This is a genomic window from Halobacterium sp. DL1 (assembly GCA_000230955.3).
Lineage (GTDB): Archaea > Halobacteriota > Halobacteria > Halobacteriales > Halobacteriaceae > Halobacterium.
This window is the reverse complement of sequence record CP007060.1, coordinates 2,420,177-2,434,626: the sequence shown is the minus strand read 5'-3', so window position 1 is coordinate 2,434,626 and position 14,450 is coordinate 2,420,177. Positions and strand designations below refer to the sequence as shown.

General features: G+C 68.7%; 18 protein-coding genes and 2 tRNA genes. 8 read left to right on the top strand and 12 right to left on the bottom strand.

Annotated features, from left to right (window positions below; genetic code table 11):
- Positions 1-22: 22 nt before the first annotated feature.
- Positions 23-502, bottom strand: a complete 480-nt coding sequence (locus tag HALDL1_14595) for a hypothetical protein (protein AHG04681.1) — start codon at positions 500-502, stop codon at positions 23-25.
- 106 nt (positions 503-608) lie between these two features.
- Here HALDL1_14595 and HALDL1_14590 point away from each other — a divergent pair, with 106 nt between their 5' ends.
- From HALDL1_14590 to HALDL1_14580, 3 genes are all read left to right on the top strand, one after another.
- Entirely contained in the window at positions 609-989 is a 381-nt protein-coding gene (locus HALDL1_14590) for a chromosome condensation protein CrcB (protein ID AHG04680.1), read from the top strand.
- Positions 986-1,345: a chromosome condensation protein CrcB gene (locus HALDL1_14585; protein AHG04679.1), complete on the top strand. Its 360-nt coding sequence runs from the start codon at positions 986-988 to the stop codon at positions 1,343-1,345. Before HALDL1_14590 ends, HALDL1_14585 begins: the two co-directional genes overlap by 4 nt.
- Before the next feature lie 183 nt (positions 1,346-1,528).
- A complete protein-coding gene (locus tag HALDL1_14580) occupies positions 1,529-3,538 on the top strand; it encodes a glucose/sorbosone dehydrogenase (GenBank protein AHG04678.1) in 2,010 nt (669 codons plus the stop codon).
- A gap of 265 nt (positions 3,539-3,803) precedes the next feature.
- Here HALDL1_14580 and HALDL1_14575 read toward each other — a convergent pair.
- The 5 genes from HALDL1_14575 to HALDL1_14555 form a co-directional block, all read right to left on the bottom strand.
- A tRNA-Leu gene (locus HALDL1_14575) sits at positions 3,804-3,886 on the bottom strand.
- Between the two features lie 51 nt (positions 3,887-3,937).
- Positions 3,938-4,120, bottom strand: coding sequence for a hypothetical protein (locus HALDL1_14570; protein AHG05388.1), 183 nt, complete (start codon positions 4,118-4,120; stop codon positions 3,938-3,940).
- A gap of 1 nt (position 4,121) precedes the next feature.
- On the bottom strand, positions 4,122-4,463 hold the full coding sequence (locus tag HALDL1_14565; GenBank protein ID AHG04677.1) for a hypothetical protein: 342 nt from the start codon (positions 4,461-4,463) through the stop codon (positions 4,122-4,124).
- 119 nt (positions 4,464-4,582) lie between these two features.
- Complete coding sequence (locus HALDL1_14560) at positions 4,583-5,125, bottom strand: cyclophilin (protein AHG04676.1); 543 nt, start codon at positions 5,123-5,125, stop codon at positions 4,583-4,585.
- Between the two features lie 75 nt (positions 5,126-5,200).
- The gene (locus HALDL1_14555) at positions 5,201-6,259 is read right to left on the bottom strand and encodes an anthranilate phosphoribosyltransferase (GenBank protein AHG04675.1); all 1,059 of its coding nucleotides are present in this window, start codon (positions 6,257-6,259) and stop codon (positions 5,201-5,203) included.
- A 94-nt stretch (positions 6,260-6,353) separates the two neighbouring features.
- Here HALDL1_14555 and HALDL1_14550 point away from each other — a divergent pair, with 94 nt between their 5' ends.
- Complete coding sequence (locus HALDL1_14550) at positions 6,354-7,385, top strand: heme biosynthesis protein (GenBank protein AHG04674.1); 1,032 nt, start codon at positions 6,354-6,356, stop codon at positions 7,383-7,385.
- A 65-nt stretch (positions 7,386-7,450) separates the two neighbouring features.
- On the opposite strand, the gene HALDL1_14545 is transcribed toward HALDL1_14550, so the two are convergent.
- The gene (locus HALDL1_14545) at positions 7,451-7,717 is read right to left on the bottom strand and encodes a hypothetical protein (GenBank protein ID AHG04673.1); all 267 of its coding nucleotides are present in this window, start codon (positions 7,715-7,717) and stop codon (positions 7,451-7,453) included.
- 30 nt (positions 7,718-7,747) lie between these two features.
- Positions 7,748-7,954, bottom strand: a complete 207-nt coding sequence (locus tag HALDL1_14540) for a hypothetical protein (GenBank protein ID AHG04672.1) — start codon at positions 7,952-7,954, stop codon at positions 7,748-7,750.
- A 337-nt stretch (positions 7,955-8,291) separates the two neighbouring features.
- Here HALDL1_14540 and HALDL1_14535 point away from each other — a divergent pair, with 337 nt between their 5' ends.
- Positions 8,292-8,519: a hypothetical protein gene (locus HALDL1_14535; GenBank protein ID AHG05387.1), complete on the top strand. Its 228-nt coding sequence runs from the start codon at positions 8,292-8,294 to the stop codon at positions 8,517-8,519.
- A 109-nt stretch (positions 8,520-8,628) separates the two neighbouring features.
- Here the strand turns inward: HALDL1_14535 and HALDL1_14530 are convergent.
- Positions 8,629-8,702: transfer RNA gene (locus HALDL1_14530), tRNA-Ile, on the bottom strand.
- Positions 8,703-8,769: 67 nt separating this feature from the next.
- The gene (locus tag HALDL1_14525; GenBank protein AHG04671.1) at positions 8,770-9,351 is read right to left on the bottom strand and encodes an FsxA; all 582 of its coding nucleotides are present in this window, start codon (positions 9,349-9,351) and stop codon (positions 8,770-8,772) included.
- A gap of 239 nt (positions 9,352-9,590) precedes the next feature.
- Here HALDL1_14525 and HALDL1_14520 point away from each other — a divergent pair, with 239 nt between their 5' ends.
- The 3 genes from HALDL1_14520 (at position 9,591) to HALDL1_14510 (ending at position 12,596) form a co-directional block, all read left to right on the top strand.
- On the top strand, positions 9,591-11,213 hold the full coding sequence (locus HALDL1_14520) for a hypothetical protein (GenBank protein AHG04670.1): 1,623 nt from the start codon (positions 9,591-9,593) through the stop codon (positions 11,211-11,213).
- Between the two features lie 63 nt (positions 11,214-11,276).
- On the top strand, positions 11,277-12,077 hold the full coding sequence (locus tag HALDL1_14515; protein ID AHG04669.1) for a transcriptional regulator: 801 nt from the start codon (positions 11,277-11,279) through the stop codon (positions 12,075-12,077).
- A gap of 60 nt (positions 12,078-12,137) precedes the next feature.
- Entirely contained in the window at positions 12,138-12,596 is a 459-nt protein-coding gene (locus tag HALDL1_14510) for a pyridoxamine 5'-phosphate oxidase (protein ID AHG04668.1), read from the top strand.
- Here the strand turns inward: HALDL1_14510 and HALDL1_14505 are convergent.
- Both HALDL1_14505 and HALDL1_14500 read right to left on the bottom strand, forming a co-directional pair.
- Entirely contained in the window at positions 12,593-13,525 is a 933-nt protein-coding gene (locus HALDL1_14505) for a GTP cyclohydrolase (GenBank protein ID AHG04667.1), read from the bottom strand. The genes HALDL1_14510 and HALDL1_14505 overlap by 4 nt on opposite strands.
- 49 nt (positions 13,526-13,574) lie before the next feature.
- Positions 13,575-14,399, bottom strand: coding sequence for an inorganic polyphosphate/ATP-NAD kinase (locus HALDL1_14500; protein AHG04666.1), 825 nt, complete (start codon positions 14,397-14,399; stop codon positions 13,575-13,577).
- Positions 14,400-14,450: the final 51 nt, after the last annotated feature.

The window sequence follows — 14,450 nt, the reverse complement described above, 5'->3', positions numbered from 1 at the left end:
GACTCGGCCGTTCGTCCCCTCCTCAGATGGAACTTCCCTGCCCGTTCTGGGCGGCCTGCTCCCGCATCGACTGGACCTGCTCGACGTAGTCGTAGCCGGGGATGACGCCCTCGAACCACGTCCCCTCGACGTAGTTGACCAGCGCGAGCGCGTCGTCGTCGGCCTTGCCGCTCCGGGGCGTCAGCGTCAGTTCGACGACCACGTCGCCCTCCTCCCGCGAGACGCCCGTGACGGTCACGTCGTCGGCGAGTGTGACGCTGTCGGCGTCCACAACCCGGCGCTCGAACGTGTCGTACCAGCCGTCCTCGACGACGTCCGCGACGGGTTCGTTCACGACAGCCGACAGCGTCGGCACCGTCACCGTGATGTCGACCGTCTCCGCCTCGACGACGGCGCGTGCGCTCCAGTCGTTCGTCGTGGGTTCGAACGCGGCTTCCTCGCTCTCCTCGTCTACCGCCCGGAACCGCCCGTGTTCGACGAACTCGACGTCGATGTCGCTCATTACTTGCCGAGAGGGAGCGCGAGCAGTTGGGCGTTGCGCTCGGCCCCGGCCGTACCGCTGGCTATACGTACCGGCACACTCCACCTCGGAGCAACCCGCGAGACCCATGTCGAGACGCCCGCACGGAACGCTACGGACGCTACTCCTCGTCGCCGTCGGCGGGTTCGCTGGCGCGACCCTCCGCTACGCCGTCTCGCTGCTCGCGCCGGGCCTCCTCGGCACGCTCACCGTGAACGCCGTCGGCAGCCTCGCCCTGGGCTTCTTGGTCTACGAGGCCGTCGGCCGCAGCGCCCTCTCCGAGGCGTCCCGGACGCTGCTCACCACCGGGTTCCTCTCCTCGCTGACGACGTACAGCACGTTCGCCGTCCAGAGCGCGAGCGTCACCCCGCCGCTGCTGGTCGCGAACGTCGCCGCCAACTACGCGTTGGGCTTCCTCGGCGTCCTCGTCGGGCGCTCGTTGGCGGTCCGCTACGGAGGTGGGGCGTGACGGTCCTCCCGCTTCCCCCTGTTCTCCTCGTCGGCGTCGGCGGCGCAGTTGGCGCCGTCCTCCGCCACGCTGTCGGCGAGTTCGTCCAGGTCGAGGGCTACCCCGCGAGCACGCTGGCCGTGAACGTCCTCGGGACCTTCGTCCTCGCGGCAATCACCTTCGCTGGCGCCACCGACGACGTCCTCCTGCTCGTCGGCACGGGCGCCTGCGGCGCGTTCACGACGTTCTCCTCGTTCAGCGTCGACGTCGTCGGCCTCGCCGAGAACGAGCGCTACGCCACCGCCGCGTTCCACGCCGTCGGGAACCTCGTCGGCGCCGGACTCGCTATCGGGTTGGCCTGGGCGATAGTAGGCTGACCTGGTTCCAGGGGCGACGCTCGGGTTCACCTTCGACGGCCGCGACTGCCGGTGATTGCTGGACGGTGACCGGTTCCGGGTCCGCTGGGAGAGTAATACGATGTTTCTGCACACCCTTCGCCCCTACTTGTCGGGCGTTTGCGCATAACAAAGATTGCGAGGCTGCTTAGCCGACTGTAGACCATGGACGACCACCACACCGACGCGGCGGCCGACGGAGCTGAACCGAACGGCGAAACTCCGGGGGACGGGAGTCGGGCTGACCGACCGCTGCCGGTGTCGCGGCGGCGCGTCCTCGCGGGCGTGGGCGGCGCCGGGGTCGCGTTCGGCCTACTCGGGTACGGTACCACCGTGACGGCACAGCAGACCGAGTTCCGCCTCGGCGGCGAGCTCTCGGGGTGGCAGGGGCAAGCCCCGGCCTCCATCGAAGGCGTCGAGAACCCGACGCTGGAACTGCAGACCGGCCAGGAGTACAGCATCGTCTGGGAGAACCTCGACGGACAGCCCCACAACGTCGCCATCGTCGACGGGGACGGGAACCGGCTCGTGAGCTCCGAAATCATCAGCGAGCAGGGCGCGACCCAGACGGTGACGTTCACGGCGACCGCCGAGATGACGGAGTACCTCTGCGAGGTCCACCCGACCAGCATGGTCGGCAGCCTCTCCATCACTGACGCAGAGCAGACGACAACGACCACGACGACCCAGGAGCCTGGCCGGGCCGGATTCTTCACGGAGGGAACCGAGGTCGGCCTGCGGCTGGTCGCCGACGGCATGACCGCCCCGACCGACTACGCGGTCCCCGACGACGGGAGCGGCCGGCAGTTCGTCACCGACCAGACTGGCGAGGTGTGGGTCGTCACTGACCAGGGCCGCCGGGAGACGCCGTTCATGACCGTCTCCGACCGATTGGTTACGCTCGGCGAGTTCAACGGCTCGTACGCGAGCCAGACCCAGGCCTACGACGAGCGCGGTCTGCTCGGCATCGACTTCCACCCCGACTTCGCGAACAACGGGCGGTTCTACCTCCACTACAGCGCGCCGCCGAACGAGGCCACCCCGGAGGGCTGGGACCACGTCGAGGTGGTCTCCGAGTTCACGACCACCGAGGACGGCAGCAATGGCGACCCGGCGTCTGAGCGCGTCCTCCTGCAGTTCCAGAAACCCCAGTACAACCACGACGGCGGCCCGATGGCGTTCGGACCAGACGGCTACCTCTACGTCCCGATGGGCGACGGTGGCGGCGCCAACGACAACCTGTACGGCCACGTCGAGGACTGGTACGACGCCAACAGCGGCGGCAACGGCCAGGACATCACGGAGAACCTCCTCGGTGACGTCCACCGCATCGACGTGGACGCGCAGGGAGACGGGACGCCGTACGGTATCCCCGAAGACAACCCGTTCGTCGGCACGGACGCCCTCGACGAGATCTACGCGTACGGGTTCCGGAACCCGTTCGGCATCTCCTTCGACAGCCAGGGGAACCTGTTCGTCGCCGACGCGGGACAGAACCTCTTCGAGGAGGTGGACGTCGTCGAGAAGGGCGGGAACTACGGCTGGAACGTCAAGGAAGGGACGCACTGCTTCAGCACCGAGAGTGCTGCCGACCCGACCGCTATCACGGACTGTCCCCAGAACGAGCCCAACGAGGCCCCCTACGACGGCAGTCCGCTCGTCGACCCCGTGGTCGAGTTCCCCCACACCTACCAGGGGGAGAGCGTCGGCATCACTGTCGTCGGTGGTCACCGCTACGAGGCCGACGCGGTCTCCGGCCTCCAGGGCAAGTACGTCTTCGGCGCCTGGACGACCGACACCGCACGCGAGGAGCCAGCGGGCCGCATCCTCGCGGCCACGCCGCCAGCCGACTTCGGGCAGGACGGCGGTGCAACCACGACCACCACCACGACTGACAACGGGACGGAAACTACGACGGAAACGACTACCACGCCGGGAACCACCACGACGACCGAAGGGACGGACGACACGGACCCCGGGGCAGTGCCAGTGGACCAGCTCTGGGATATGGAAGAACTCGTCGTCCAGGGCGGATTCGACTACTTCGTCCGCATGTTCGGCCAGGGACCGAACGGCGAGGTGTACGTCCTCGCCAGCCAGCGCGGCGTCCCCGAGGGTGACACCGGCGCGGTCTTCGAACTCGTCCCCCCGGGGGAGGGCGACGGGTCGGCCTGAGCCGGCCTCGGGAGGGCGCTGGCTCTCTCCGCGAACGAGCGAAGCGAGTGAGCGGAGGCTGACGAGCGACCATCGGGAGCGAGGAGTGCTTTTAGCGTAGCTTTTGCCGAGCGGCGGCCGGAGGCCGCCGCGCAGCGCAAAAGGTCCAATGCGAGGGGTGGGATTCGAACCGCATGCAGACGGTCGCTCACTACGTTCGCGCTGCGTCTGCCGTGCTTCGAATCCCACCTTCTCCTCGTCTGCTCGCGTTCGCTCGAAGAACGAGTGCGAGGGGTGGGATTCGAACCCACGAACCCCTACGGGAGCGGGTCTTAAGCCCGCCGCCTTTGGCCGCTCGGCCACCCTCGCGTCCGTTCGTGGGGTCCGGGGGGAGAAGTCGGTTACGGTCGGTCTACGCGGTCACGCGAGTCGGCGGCGGACTGCGGCCTGCGTGAGGACGGCGGCGCCGACGCCGAGGCTGGCGGCGAGCAGGACGACGCGGTTGGCGAGCGTCCAGTCGAGCCCGAACGCGATGGCGGTGGCGACGAGCGCGACGGGGTAGACGACGCTCGTCGCGAGCAGGACGCGGTAGAGGGGGCGCACGCTACCAGTCGACGGAGAGGGTGCCGTCGCCGTGCGGGTCGGGTGCGATCTCCTCGCCGGTGCGGCGGTCCACGACGTGGATGACGCCGTCGCCCTTCTTCGCGGGGCAGGCCTCGGCGGCGGCGACGTTGTGGTCGAGTTCGTCCTCGTCGAAGAAGTAGGTCGTCGGCTTCGCGACGCCCGTGGAGATGTCCATCTCCCAGTTCGCGGAGACCTCCGCGCACTTGCCCGCGCCGAAGCACTTGTTGGCCTCGTAGACGAGTTTGTACGGCTTCTCCTCGACGGGCGGCGCGTCCGCCTCCCCGATGTCGCTGGGGTCGACGGCGGTGTCGGCGTCGCTCATTGGCGGGGGTTGGGGGCCGCCGGTCTTTCGGCTTTCGGTCGCTCCGCTACCGAGCGGGGACCCAGGAGGAAGCGGCCAGTAGACGGCCACTCAGTGTCGACGGCGACAGTAGCGCCGCGCTACTCGTGGACTTCGACGGACTCGAGGACGACGTCGCGCTGTGGCTGGTCGTTGGGGCCCGTCTCGACGTTGCCGATGGCCTCGACGACGTCCATGCCGTCGGTGACCTTCCCGAAGACCGCGTGGCGGTCGTCGAGGTGTGGCTGGGCGTCCAGCGTGATGAAGAACTGCGAGCCGTTCGTGTCCGGGCCGGAGTTCGCCATCGAGAGCACGCCGGGGCCGTCGTGGCGGAGGTCCTCGTGGAACTCGTCCTCGAACTCGTAGCCAGGGCCGCCGCGACCGGACTCCGTCGGGTCGCCGCCCTGAATCATGAACCCCTCGATGACGCGGTGGAACTTCACGTCGTTGTAGAGGGCGTCGCCCCGCACCTCGCCGCTCTCTGGGTCCTCCCAGGTGGGCGTGCCGGGGGCCGGGTCGTCGCCGGCTGCGGGGTCGTGTTCCGCCAGGTTGACGAAGTTCTCGACCGTCCGCGGGGCCCGGTCGTCGTACAGTTCGACCTCGATGTCGCCTTCGCTCGTGTGGAGCGTCGCCTGGATAGTCATACAGTCCGAACGGTCGCCCGCCGGGCGGATAACCCTACCTACTCGCGCCGCTCGACCGGGGGCGCCGGCACCCGCTCAGAACGCACAGAGGTCGGCGAGCAGCGACTCGGCGCGGCCGTCGGTGACGACCTCGCGGGCCCGGTCGACGCCCTCGTCGATGGAGTCGACGTCCTCGCCGGCGTACATGCGGAGCGCGGCGTTGAGTGCCACGGCGTCCGCGAACGGGCCGCGTTCCTCGCCGGCCAGCACGTCGAGCGTGATCTCCGCGGAGTCGACGGCCACGTCGTCGACGTTGAGGTCCTCGCTCTCGAAGTCCATCCCGTAGTCCGGCGTCTCGACGGTGAAGTCCTCGATGTCGCCGCCCTCGCTCCACTCCGCGACGGTCGTGGAGCCGGGGCGAACGTCGTCGTACCCCTCCATCCCCTGGAACATCAGGACGCGGTCGAAGCCAACGTCCTCGCTCTCGCGTACCGTCTCGACGATCTTTTTCGCGAACGCGAGGTGGTAGAACGAGCCGAGGTGGACGTCGGCGTTCGCGGGGTTACCGAGCGTCTCGACGGTGTTGACGAACGTCCGGACGCCCATCTTCTCGCGGCGGTCCCACAGCGCGTCGACGACCGGGTTGAAGTTCGGCTGGTAGTAGAAGCCGAAGCCCACCTCGTCGACCATCCGCGCGCTCTCCTCGGGGGAGACCTCGGTGCGGACGCCGAGTTCGTCGAGGACGTGCTTGTACGCGTCGCCCTGCTGTGTCGGCACGCGGTCACCAGAGTGGACGACGACCGGCGTGCCAGCGGCGGCCGCGACGACGCCAGCGGCGACGCCGAGCAGAGCGCTCGACTGCTTGCCGTCGTAGTTCGCGCCGCAGTCCACGGGGTCGGCGTCGGGTTCGGCGGTGACGACGCTCTCCTCGCGCATCACGTCGACGTACGCGCCGAGTTCCTCGCCGTTGTTTCGCTTCCAGCGGTTGGCCAGCCAGAACGCGCCCAGCGTCGTTGGGTCGGGGTGGAGGTCCAGGATGCGCTCGAACGCCTCCGCGGCCTGCTCGCGGGACATGTCCGCGGCGGACTTCGGCCCCGAACCGACGACCTCGGTCATCAGGCGCTGTAGCGGCCACTCGCCGTACGAATCGCTCATGTCCGCGGCTTTGAACCCCACCACGGTAAATCCACCCGGTTCGGGTGGGCCGGAACCGGTAGACAGTAACCACGCCGCTCCCTACGCCCGACCAATGGTTGCGGAGGACTGGCGGGAACGCCTCGACGACACGGACGCACGCCTCGTCGACGAGTACCAGAGCGGTTTCCCCGTCCGCGAGCGCCCCTTCGAGGTCGTCGCGGCGGACCTCGGGACGACCGAGGCGGACGTCGTCGAACGCGTCCAGCGCCTCCGTGACGCGGGCGTCTTCCGGCGGTTCGGCGCCGTGCTCAACCCACCAGTCATTGGCTCCTCGACGCTCGCCGCCGTCCGGGCGCCCGAGGACCGCTTCGAAGAGATAGCAGAGATCATCAACGGCTACCGGCAGGTGAACCACAACTACCGGCGCGCCCACGAGTACAACCAGTGGTTCGTCGTCACCGCGGGTAGCCGCGAGAAGCGCGACGAGATTCTCGCCGACATCGAGGAGCGAACGGGCTGCGAGGTGCTGAACCTCCCGATGCTGACGGACTACTACATCGACCTGGAGTTCCCGGTGGTAAATTCGGATAGATTTGCCCGGGAGAGCCTGGAGAGCACGGACGTCTCCGCGACGCGCATCAGCGAGAACGCTACCGGCGACCTCGCTGCGCTGGACGCCGACCTGCTGTTGGCCATTCAGGACGGCTTCCCGCTGTCTCTGACGCCGTATCGGGACGTCGCCGACGAAATCGGCGCCGACGTCGAGGAGGTGCTCGCCGCCGTCGAGCGGCTGCTCGCCGACGGCTGCATCAAGCGCGTCGGCTGCATCGTCAACCACGTCGTCACGGGATTCGACGCCAACTGCATGGTCGTCTGGGACGTCCCCGACGACGAACTCGACGAGCGCGGCGTCGACGTCGGGACGCTGCCGTACGTGACGCTGTGCTACCACCGGCCGCGGCGACCCGACCAGGAGTGGCCGTACAACCTCTTCACGATGATCCACGGTCGCGAGGGCGACGCCGTCGACGAGAAGATCGACGAACTCGCCGCGGAGTACCTGCCGTTCGACCACGAGCGGCTGTACAGCGAGGCGACGCTGAAGCAGACCGGCGCACGCTACGAGGAACTGGTCGGCGAGTAGCGTGGGGGCGTAGAAGAACGGCGACGGGGCGGTGCTGGCACAGAAGCGGCGTCCGCGGCCCCGGACTACTGTCGGGCGGTGACGTACAGCAGCGGCGCGACGATGACGAGCGCGAGGCCGAGGAAGCGGTACGTGAACGCGGTCTCTCCGATCATCGACCCCGGGATGACGAGGAAGAGCAGTCCGAACGTCACGGCGTTGATGGAGACGATCTTCCGCGACCCGAGCGGGATGACCCCGACGACGGACAGCACGAACAGCAGCAGGAGCGCGTGCCCGACGTGGTAGTTGACGAGGAAGTCGTCTATGAGGGGCAACGGTGTGAACGCCATTGTTGGTCGGAAATCGCCGCGAAATCCCCTTTAAGGTTCCGTTCCACCGCGCGGTCCAGTGATGTCGAGGGGCCGGATCCAGTAGTACCAGACGACCAGCACCATCGTCGCGTAGCCGAGCGCCCACACTACGGCGCCGGCGGTCGGCGCGCCCGCCTCCTTGAGCGCGTAGTCAGCCACGCCCGGCAGCGCGATACCCGCGGCGAGCACCAGCGCCAGTTTCACGTGCGACTTCATGGAGTCGGGTTGGCACTCGGCGTGCGTGAATCCTCCGCTTCGAGACGCGGTGTGACGGCAGAATCCGGGATCGCTGCCGTCCGGCACTCCTCGGCTGCGCGACTCGGCTTCGAAACGCCAACCGAGGCCCGGGGTGGCAGGGAACGGCCAGGCAACGGCCGTGGGCCTCGGCGTGGCGGGGAACAGGGACGGATTCCGGGCGTCCGGAACCCAGCAGGGAGTTCGGTGGCGTGGGTACTGAAGGCGTCGCGGAGTTGCAGAGTGTGCGAATGCGGTCAGCGTGGGACAGACCGAAAGCGACGCCGATTTTAAGTGTACTGTCCGGGTAGAGCGACGCATGTCGGATTGGTCACCCGCGTCGATTCCCTCCCGCTGGCTCGGCCTGCTAGTCCTCCTCTACGTACTCCTCCTGGGCTACTCGGTGCTCATCATCCATCAGCCACTGATTTTGATCTGGTTCGGGATGCTGTTTGTGTCGCTGTACCTCCTCTGGCGGTTCCTCGTCGCTGTCGAGGCTATCGCCGGCGCTCTCCAGCGCATCGCCGACAGTCGAGAACGCGAGTAATCGTCTCGTACACGGTGGCTCGGGAGTTGAACTGACTTGTCCGAAGAAGCGTGTCTCGAGCAAGCGACAGACGGGACGCTGCTCGGTCAGTGAACGAGAGGAAACTGAGTGGGTCAGTGCGGATTTGAACCGCAAACTTCCACCTTATCAGAGTGGCGCTCTACCTAGTTGAGCTACTGACCCGAACGCAACCGAACGTTTGCCGGTGCCACAATTAAGGGTTTCCTTTCGACACCGGCGCCTGCGTGCGTTACTGGCGCTCTTCGTCGTCGTCGAACTCCACGTCGTAGGACTCCTCGTCGAGGTCGACAGTGTCCTCGCTGCTGGCAGTCTGGTCGAAGTCCCGGGGGTCGAAGCCGCCGCCGCCCGAGCCCCCCGAGTCGCCGCCGAAGGGGTTGGCGCCGTCACCGGGGAAGCCGAACGTGTAGACGTTGCCGGTGGCGAAGCCGCCGGTGCGCTCGTCGAGTTTCGGGATGATGACCCAGCGCTTGACTGCGTACCGGAACGGGATGCGCGTCACCGGGAAGACGAGCAGGAAGCCGAGGGCGTCGGTGAGCAGGCCGGGCGTGAGGAGGAACGCGCCGGCGGCGATGAGGAACGCGCCGTCGATGAGTTCGTCGGCCGGGGACTCGCCGGTGGCCAGCGCGCGCTGGATGCGCCGGATGGTGTGGCGACCCTCGGCGCGGACGAACAGCGTGCCGAGCAGGGCGGTGAGCACGACGATAGCGACGGTGACCTTCCAGCCGAGTTCGCTGGCGACGAACACCAGGAACAGCGCGTCCGCGAGGGGGACGATGAGCAGCGCCAGGAACAGCCACCGGAATCGAGGCATGCCCCGAAGTTGCTCTGCGCGCCTGATAGCTTTTCTGCTACCGTTCGTGTTCTGTATGCAGGTGATAGGTTGACGTCGGAGGTGTTACCACGGGAATCTGAAAGCCCTCGGCGGTGACGACCCCCGCGACTCTCTCGGGTCGCTTCGCTCCCCGTTCGAGTAGTCCGAGGCCTCCCGTCGGTCGGCCTCGCGCTGCCCGTGTCGAAACGGTTTCCCGGGCGTGCCGCCGAGTAGCGGGTATGGAAGACGCTGCGGACCGGACGCGCGTGGAGTGGCGCGAGTGGGGGGAAGCGGCGTTCGCGGAGGCCGCCGACCGGGACGTCCCGCTTCTGGTGGCGCTGGTCACGTCGTGGAGCGACTGGTGCCGGCAGATGGACGAGCGGACGTACGCGGAGCCACGCATCGCGGCGAACGTCAACGACGACTTCGTGCCGGTGCGCGTGGACGCCGACCGCCACCCGCGGGTCCGCGAGCGGTACAACATGGGTGGGTTCCCGTCGACGGTGTTCGTGACGCCCGAGGGGAACCACATCGCGGGCGCGACGTTCCTCGAACCCGAGGGGTTCCGGCAGGTGCTCCAGCGCGTCCGCGAGACCTGGGACGAGCAGGGGGAGGACGCGGGCCAGGTCCCCCGGTCGCTGCGGGGCGGCGAACCACCCCGCGGACCGGTCGACGGCGAGATCGAGCGTTTGCTCGCGGGACAGCTCGGCGACCAGTACGACACCGAGCACGGCGGTTGGGGGACCAGCGAGAAGTTCCCGCTCCCGGGCACCGTCGAGTTCGCGCTGAAGCGCGAGCGCGAGCAGGCGCTCCGGACCCTCGACGCCGTCTCCCGGAACCTCGCGGACGACGTCGACGGCGGGTTCTTCCGGTTCGCCCACGGCCGGGACTGGTCGGACCCCCAGCGCGAGAAGGTGCTCTCCGAGAACGCCAGCCTCCTCCGGGCGTTCGCCCACGCCTACCTCCACACCGGCAGCGAGGATTACCGCGATCCCGCCGAGGACGCCATCGACTACCTCACGGGGACGCTGTGGACGGGCGCGGCGTTCGGTGGCAGCGAGGCCGCCGGAGAGTACTTCGACGCCCCCGAGGACGAGCGCGCGAGCCACGAAGAACCCGACGTCGACGAGACGGCCTACGCGGACGTGAACGCGCTCGCTGCGGACGCTCTCTTGGCGTTCGCGTCGTACACCGACGACGAGACGGCGACCCGCTACGCGGAGCGCACGCTCGACTACCTCGCGGACAGCCTCGTCGACGACGGGACGGTCCGACACTTCGACGCGCCGGACGCCCCCGCCGGCTTGCTCGCCGACCGCGCGCACGTCGTCCAGGCGTTTGCCACGGCCGCACAGGTGCTCGGCGGCGACTACCTCGCCACCGCCGTCGACGTCGCAGACGGCACCATCGAGGACCTCCAGGACGCGACCGGCGCGTTCCAGGACGGACCCAGCGAGGACGTCGGCCTGCTCGACACGCCGCTCCGACCCATCGACGACGCCGCGACGTTCGCGAACGCGCTCGTCGACCTCCACTACCTCACCGGCGAGGAACGCTATCTGGACGCGGCGCGGGACGCGGTCGGCGCGTTCGCGGGCGCCGCCGACCGGATGGGCGTACAGGTCGCGAGCTACGGGACTGCGGCCTCTCGGGTGGTCGAAGGACCGCTCGTGGTCGCCGTCGCGGACGAGGCGGGCAGCGACCTCCACCGCGCGGCGCTCCGGATGGCCGACCACGAGAAGGTCGTTCTCCCGGACGCGGACGGCGAACCGGGGACGGCGTGGCTGGAAACCGGCGACGGCGCGACGGAGGCCGTGGACTCCCCGGAGGAACTCGCGAACCTCGTGGCGAGCACCCAGTAGCACGGCTGCGCCTCGATAAACCGTCGGTGCGTTTTTGGCGCCCGAATCCTAACGGACGACGAGATGGCTGATTTGAGGGACATCGGGCTCTCGGAGTACGAGGCGAGCGCCTACCGTGCGCTCCTCCGGACCGGTCCGGCAACCGCCAAGGAGTTGTCAGAGGAGAGCGGGGTACCGATGGGCCGCATCTACGACGTGCTCGGGAGCGTCGAGTCCCAGCACCTCGTCCGCAGTCAGGCCGCGAGTCGGCCGAAGAAGTACGTCGCCGTCGAACCGGACACGGCGCTCGACCGCCTGCTCGACGACCGGAAGCGCGAACTCCGCGAGAAGGCCGACCAGTACGAGTCGGTCGTCGACGACCTCACCCGCGACCTCCAGGACCCGACCGCCCCCGAGGACGGCTTCTGGACGGCCGCGCTCGGCCCCGACGACTCGCTGGGCCTGCTGCTCGAACGCCTCGACGCCGCCACCGACAGCATCGTCCTCGTCTCGGGCACCCCCTCCTCCAGTTTCGACTTCGACGACGTCAGCGGGCGCGTGTTCGGGCGCCTCGAGGCCGCCGTCGACCGCGGCGTCTCCGTCTCCGTGCTGATGTCCCAGGGCCTCGCGCGCTCGATGCCGGACGTCGTCAACGAGCGCTACGCCACGGACCTCGCCGACAGCCCCGACTACGAGGTCCGCGTCGGCGACGGCATCGACGGCAACGTGACCATCGTGGACGGCGCCGAGGTCTGCCTCGAGGTGTCGAACCCCGTCGAACCCGACGAGGCGTTCGCCATCATCGACCTCCAGGACGCGGAGTTCGCCGCCGACGTCTACGCCGCCTTCGAGGACAGCTGGACCGACGCAGACGCGCTCGACTGAACCCACTTCTTCGACCGTCCCCTCGCTCGACTGATTGGCCTGGGGCGCGTAGCTCGACGCATGGCCGACCCCCACCGCAGCACGCCCGAGACGGAGGAGAGCTACGGCATCCCAGAGGGTGACGGCGCCCTCGACTGGTCGTTCGTTGCCGACCGCCTCCGCGACCAGCAGACCTTCTGGCTCGCCACCACCCGGCCCGACGGCCACCCGCACACCCGCCCGGTGTGGGGCGTCTACGTCGAGGGCACGTTCTACTGCGGCGGCGGCGAGCGCACGCGCTGGGTCCGCAATCTCGCCGCGAACCCCGCCGTGAGCGTCCACTCCGAGAGCGGGACTGAGTTCGTGATTCTGGAGGGGCGCGCCGAACGCGTCACCGACGACGAGACCCAGGCGCGCGTCGACGACGCCTACGAGGAGAAGTACGACGTCCGCCACGGTTCACCGGTGTTCGCGGTGCACCCTGAGCGCGCGTTCGCGTGGGCGGCGTTCCCGACGGACGCGACGCGCTGGACGTTCTAGTTCCCGTTCACTTCTTCGCGGAGCGTCCCGAACTCCGCGATTCGCTCGGCGTGGGCGTTGTGCTGGTGGATGGACTCGTCGTTGGACTGCTTCATCGTCACCACGGCGTCGTCGTCGAGGTGGTCGAACTCCGCGACGACGCCCTCCGCCATCGAGCGCACGCAGTCCTCGACGAACTTCGCGTTCGCGTGAGCCGCGTAGGTCATGTGGTCCTCGTCCGGTCGCTTGGCCATGTTGTAGATGCGGGCGCTCATCGAGTCCCGCGCGAGGTCGACGATGTCCATCAGGTCGACCTCGGGGTCGCCCGCGGCCTCCACGGTGAGCGTCGCGTGCCCGCGCTGGCTGTGGCCCGCCTGCGGGACCTCCTGGAGGAACTTCCGCACCTCGCGCTCGCCGACGCCGAGGTCCCGCAGCGTCTCCCGCGCGGTCTCGCTCATCATCTGCTGGCTGCACGGACAGACCGTCATGCCGACGACGCGGGCGCCGATTTCCTCGCGGGTCGGTTCGTTCTCGCGGGCGGTCGCCGACGCGATGATGTCGACGGTGCCCTGGGTCGGGCGCTCGCTCGCCGGCGTTTCGTCCTGGATCATCAACTCGGCCTCCATCTTCACCGTCGCCGTCGTCGTGTAGTCGTGCTTCTCGAGCAGTCGCTCGGCGGTGTCTCCGCACATCTCCTCGACCTGGTAGACCCGCTCCGAGACGGCGGCCTCCAGGGTCTCGTCGATGACCTCCATGTTCCGGCTCATGTCGATTCCCTTCCGGCCCTGCGGGAGGTCGACGAACACCTCGAAGTCGGCCATCAGCGCGATCGGGCGCTTGTCCTCGCGGGCGATCTTCACGAGCTTCTCGACCCCCGTGACGCCGACCTGGCTGAGTCCGACCCTGACGTCCGGCTCGGTCGCCTGCACGTCCGGAAGCTGCTGGCTCATTGCTCGCGGCTACGTGTGGCGGCTCACTAACCCTTTCCCTTCCGGCACCTCACTCCAGTTTGTTCAGCGCCTGGAAGAAGTCCGTCTCCGGGCCCGCGACCCGCGCCGGGTCGTCCGTGGTACGAACCGTCACGACCGCCGGCGTCTCGACGTGCTCGCGGTTCCTGCCGTCGCTGGAGACGACCGCGTTCTCCGGGCCGTCGACGCGCACAGTCACCTCGCTGTCCACGCCCGCCACCAGCGGCGGCATCGGCTCCGTGGGGCACATCCCCGTCACCACGAGGGCGTCGACGCCCGGCTTGACGAGCGGGCCGCCCTCGCTGAGGTTGTACGCCGTGCTCCCGGTCGGCGTCGACACGAGCACGCCGTCGGCGTGCGTCGCCTCGTACAGGGAGCCGTCCACGCGCACTTCCACGTCCACCCCGTGGCCGTGGCCGCGCTGCTCGCCGGCCACGACCACCTCGTTGAGCGCGGGATTCAACGACCAGTCCTCCCCCGTCGCAGTGACCCGCGGCACCTCCCGGTAGCTGACTTCACCGGTCTCCTCGTACCGCCTGACCTCCCGGCGCGTCGCCTCGACGGCCTGCCCCGGGTCGACGGCGTTCAGGAAGCCCACCTCCCCGAGGTTCACGCCGAGGACTGGTGTCGACCCCGCGCCCCGCGCGGCGAACAGGAACGTCCCGTCGCCTCCGATGCTCACGACCAGTTCGCAGGCGTCGAACGTGTCGACGTCGCGACCCTCGGCGTCGAGCGAGGCCGCCGTCGCCGTGTCCAGCCACACCTCGACGTCCTCGTCGGCGAGTAACTCCCGCAGGTCCGCCGCCAGGTACGCAGCGCGAGAGTTCCCGCGCTGTGCGACGATTCCAACGCGCATACCGACTATCGCACGGGCGCCCTTGAAAAACCCGCGGGCGGCGGAAACTAC

Bases quoted from the DNA above. Each gene is read 5' to 3' on its own strand.
- HALDL1_14595 (AHG04681.1), bottom strand. From the start codon at position 502: ATGAGCGACATCGACGTCGAGTTCGTCGAACACGGGCGGTTCCGGGCG.
- HALDL1_14590 (AHG04680.1), top strand. From the start codon at position 609: ATGTCGAGACGCCCGCACGGAACGCTACGGACGCTACTCCTCGTCGCC.
- HALDL1_14580 (AHG04678.1), top strand. From the start codon at position 1,529: ATGGACGACCACCACACCGACGCGGCGGCCGACGGAGCTGAACCGAAC.
- HALDL1_14565 (AHG04677.1), bottom strand. From the start codon at position 4,463: ATGAGCGACGCCGACACCGCCGTCGACCCCAGCGACATCGGGGAGGCG.
- HALDL1_14560 (AHG04676.1), bottom strand. From the start codon at position 5,125: ATGACTATCCAGGCGACGCTCCACACGAGCGAAGGCGACATCGAGGTC.
- HALDL1_14555 (AHG04675.1), bottom strand. From the start codon at position 6,259: ATGAGCGATTCGTACGGCGAGTGGCCGCTACAGCGCCTGATGACCGAG.
- HALDL1_14550 (AHG04674.1), top strand. From the start codon at position 6,354: ATGGTTGCGGAGGACTGGCGGGAACGCCTCGACGACACGGACGCACGC.
- HALDL1_14545 (AHG04673.1), bottom strand. From the start codon at position 7,717: ATGGCGTTCACACCGTTGCCCCTCATAGACGACTTCCTCGTCAACTAC.
- HALDL1_14540 (AHG04672.1), bottom strand. From the start codon at position 7,954: ATGAAGTCGCACGTGAAACTGGCGCTGGTGCTCGCCGCGGGTATCGCG.
- HALDL1_14535 (AHG05387.1), top strand. From the start codon at position 8,292: ATGTCGGATTGGTCACCCGCGTCGATTCCCTCCCGCTGGCTCGGCCTG.
- HALDL1_14525 (AHG04671.1), bottom strand. From the start codon at position 9,351: ATGCCTCGATTCCGGTGGCTGTTCCTGGCGCTGCTCATCGTCCCCCTC.
- HALDL1_14520 (AHG04670.1), top strand. From the start codon at position 9,591: ATGGAAGACGCTGCGGACCGGACGCGCGTGGAGTGGCGCGAGTGGGGG.
- HALDL1_14515 (AHG04669.1), top strand. From the start codon at position 11,277: ATGGCTGATTTGAGGGACATCGGGCTCTCGGAGTACGAGGCGAGCGCC.
- HALDL1_14510 (AHG04668.1), top strand. From the start codon at position 12,138: ATGGCCGACCCCCACCGCAGCACGCCCGAGACGGAGGAGAGCTACGGC.
- HALDL1_14505 (AHG04667.1), bottom strand. From the start codon at position 13,525: ATGAGCCAGCAGCTTCCGGACGTGCAGGCGACCGAGCCGGACGTCAGG.
- HALDL1_14500 (AHG04666.1), bottom strand. From the start codon at position 14,399: ATGCGCGTTGGAATCGTCGCACAGCGCGGGAACTCTCGCGCTGCGTAC.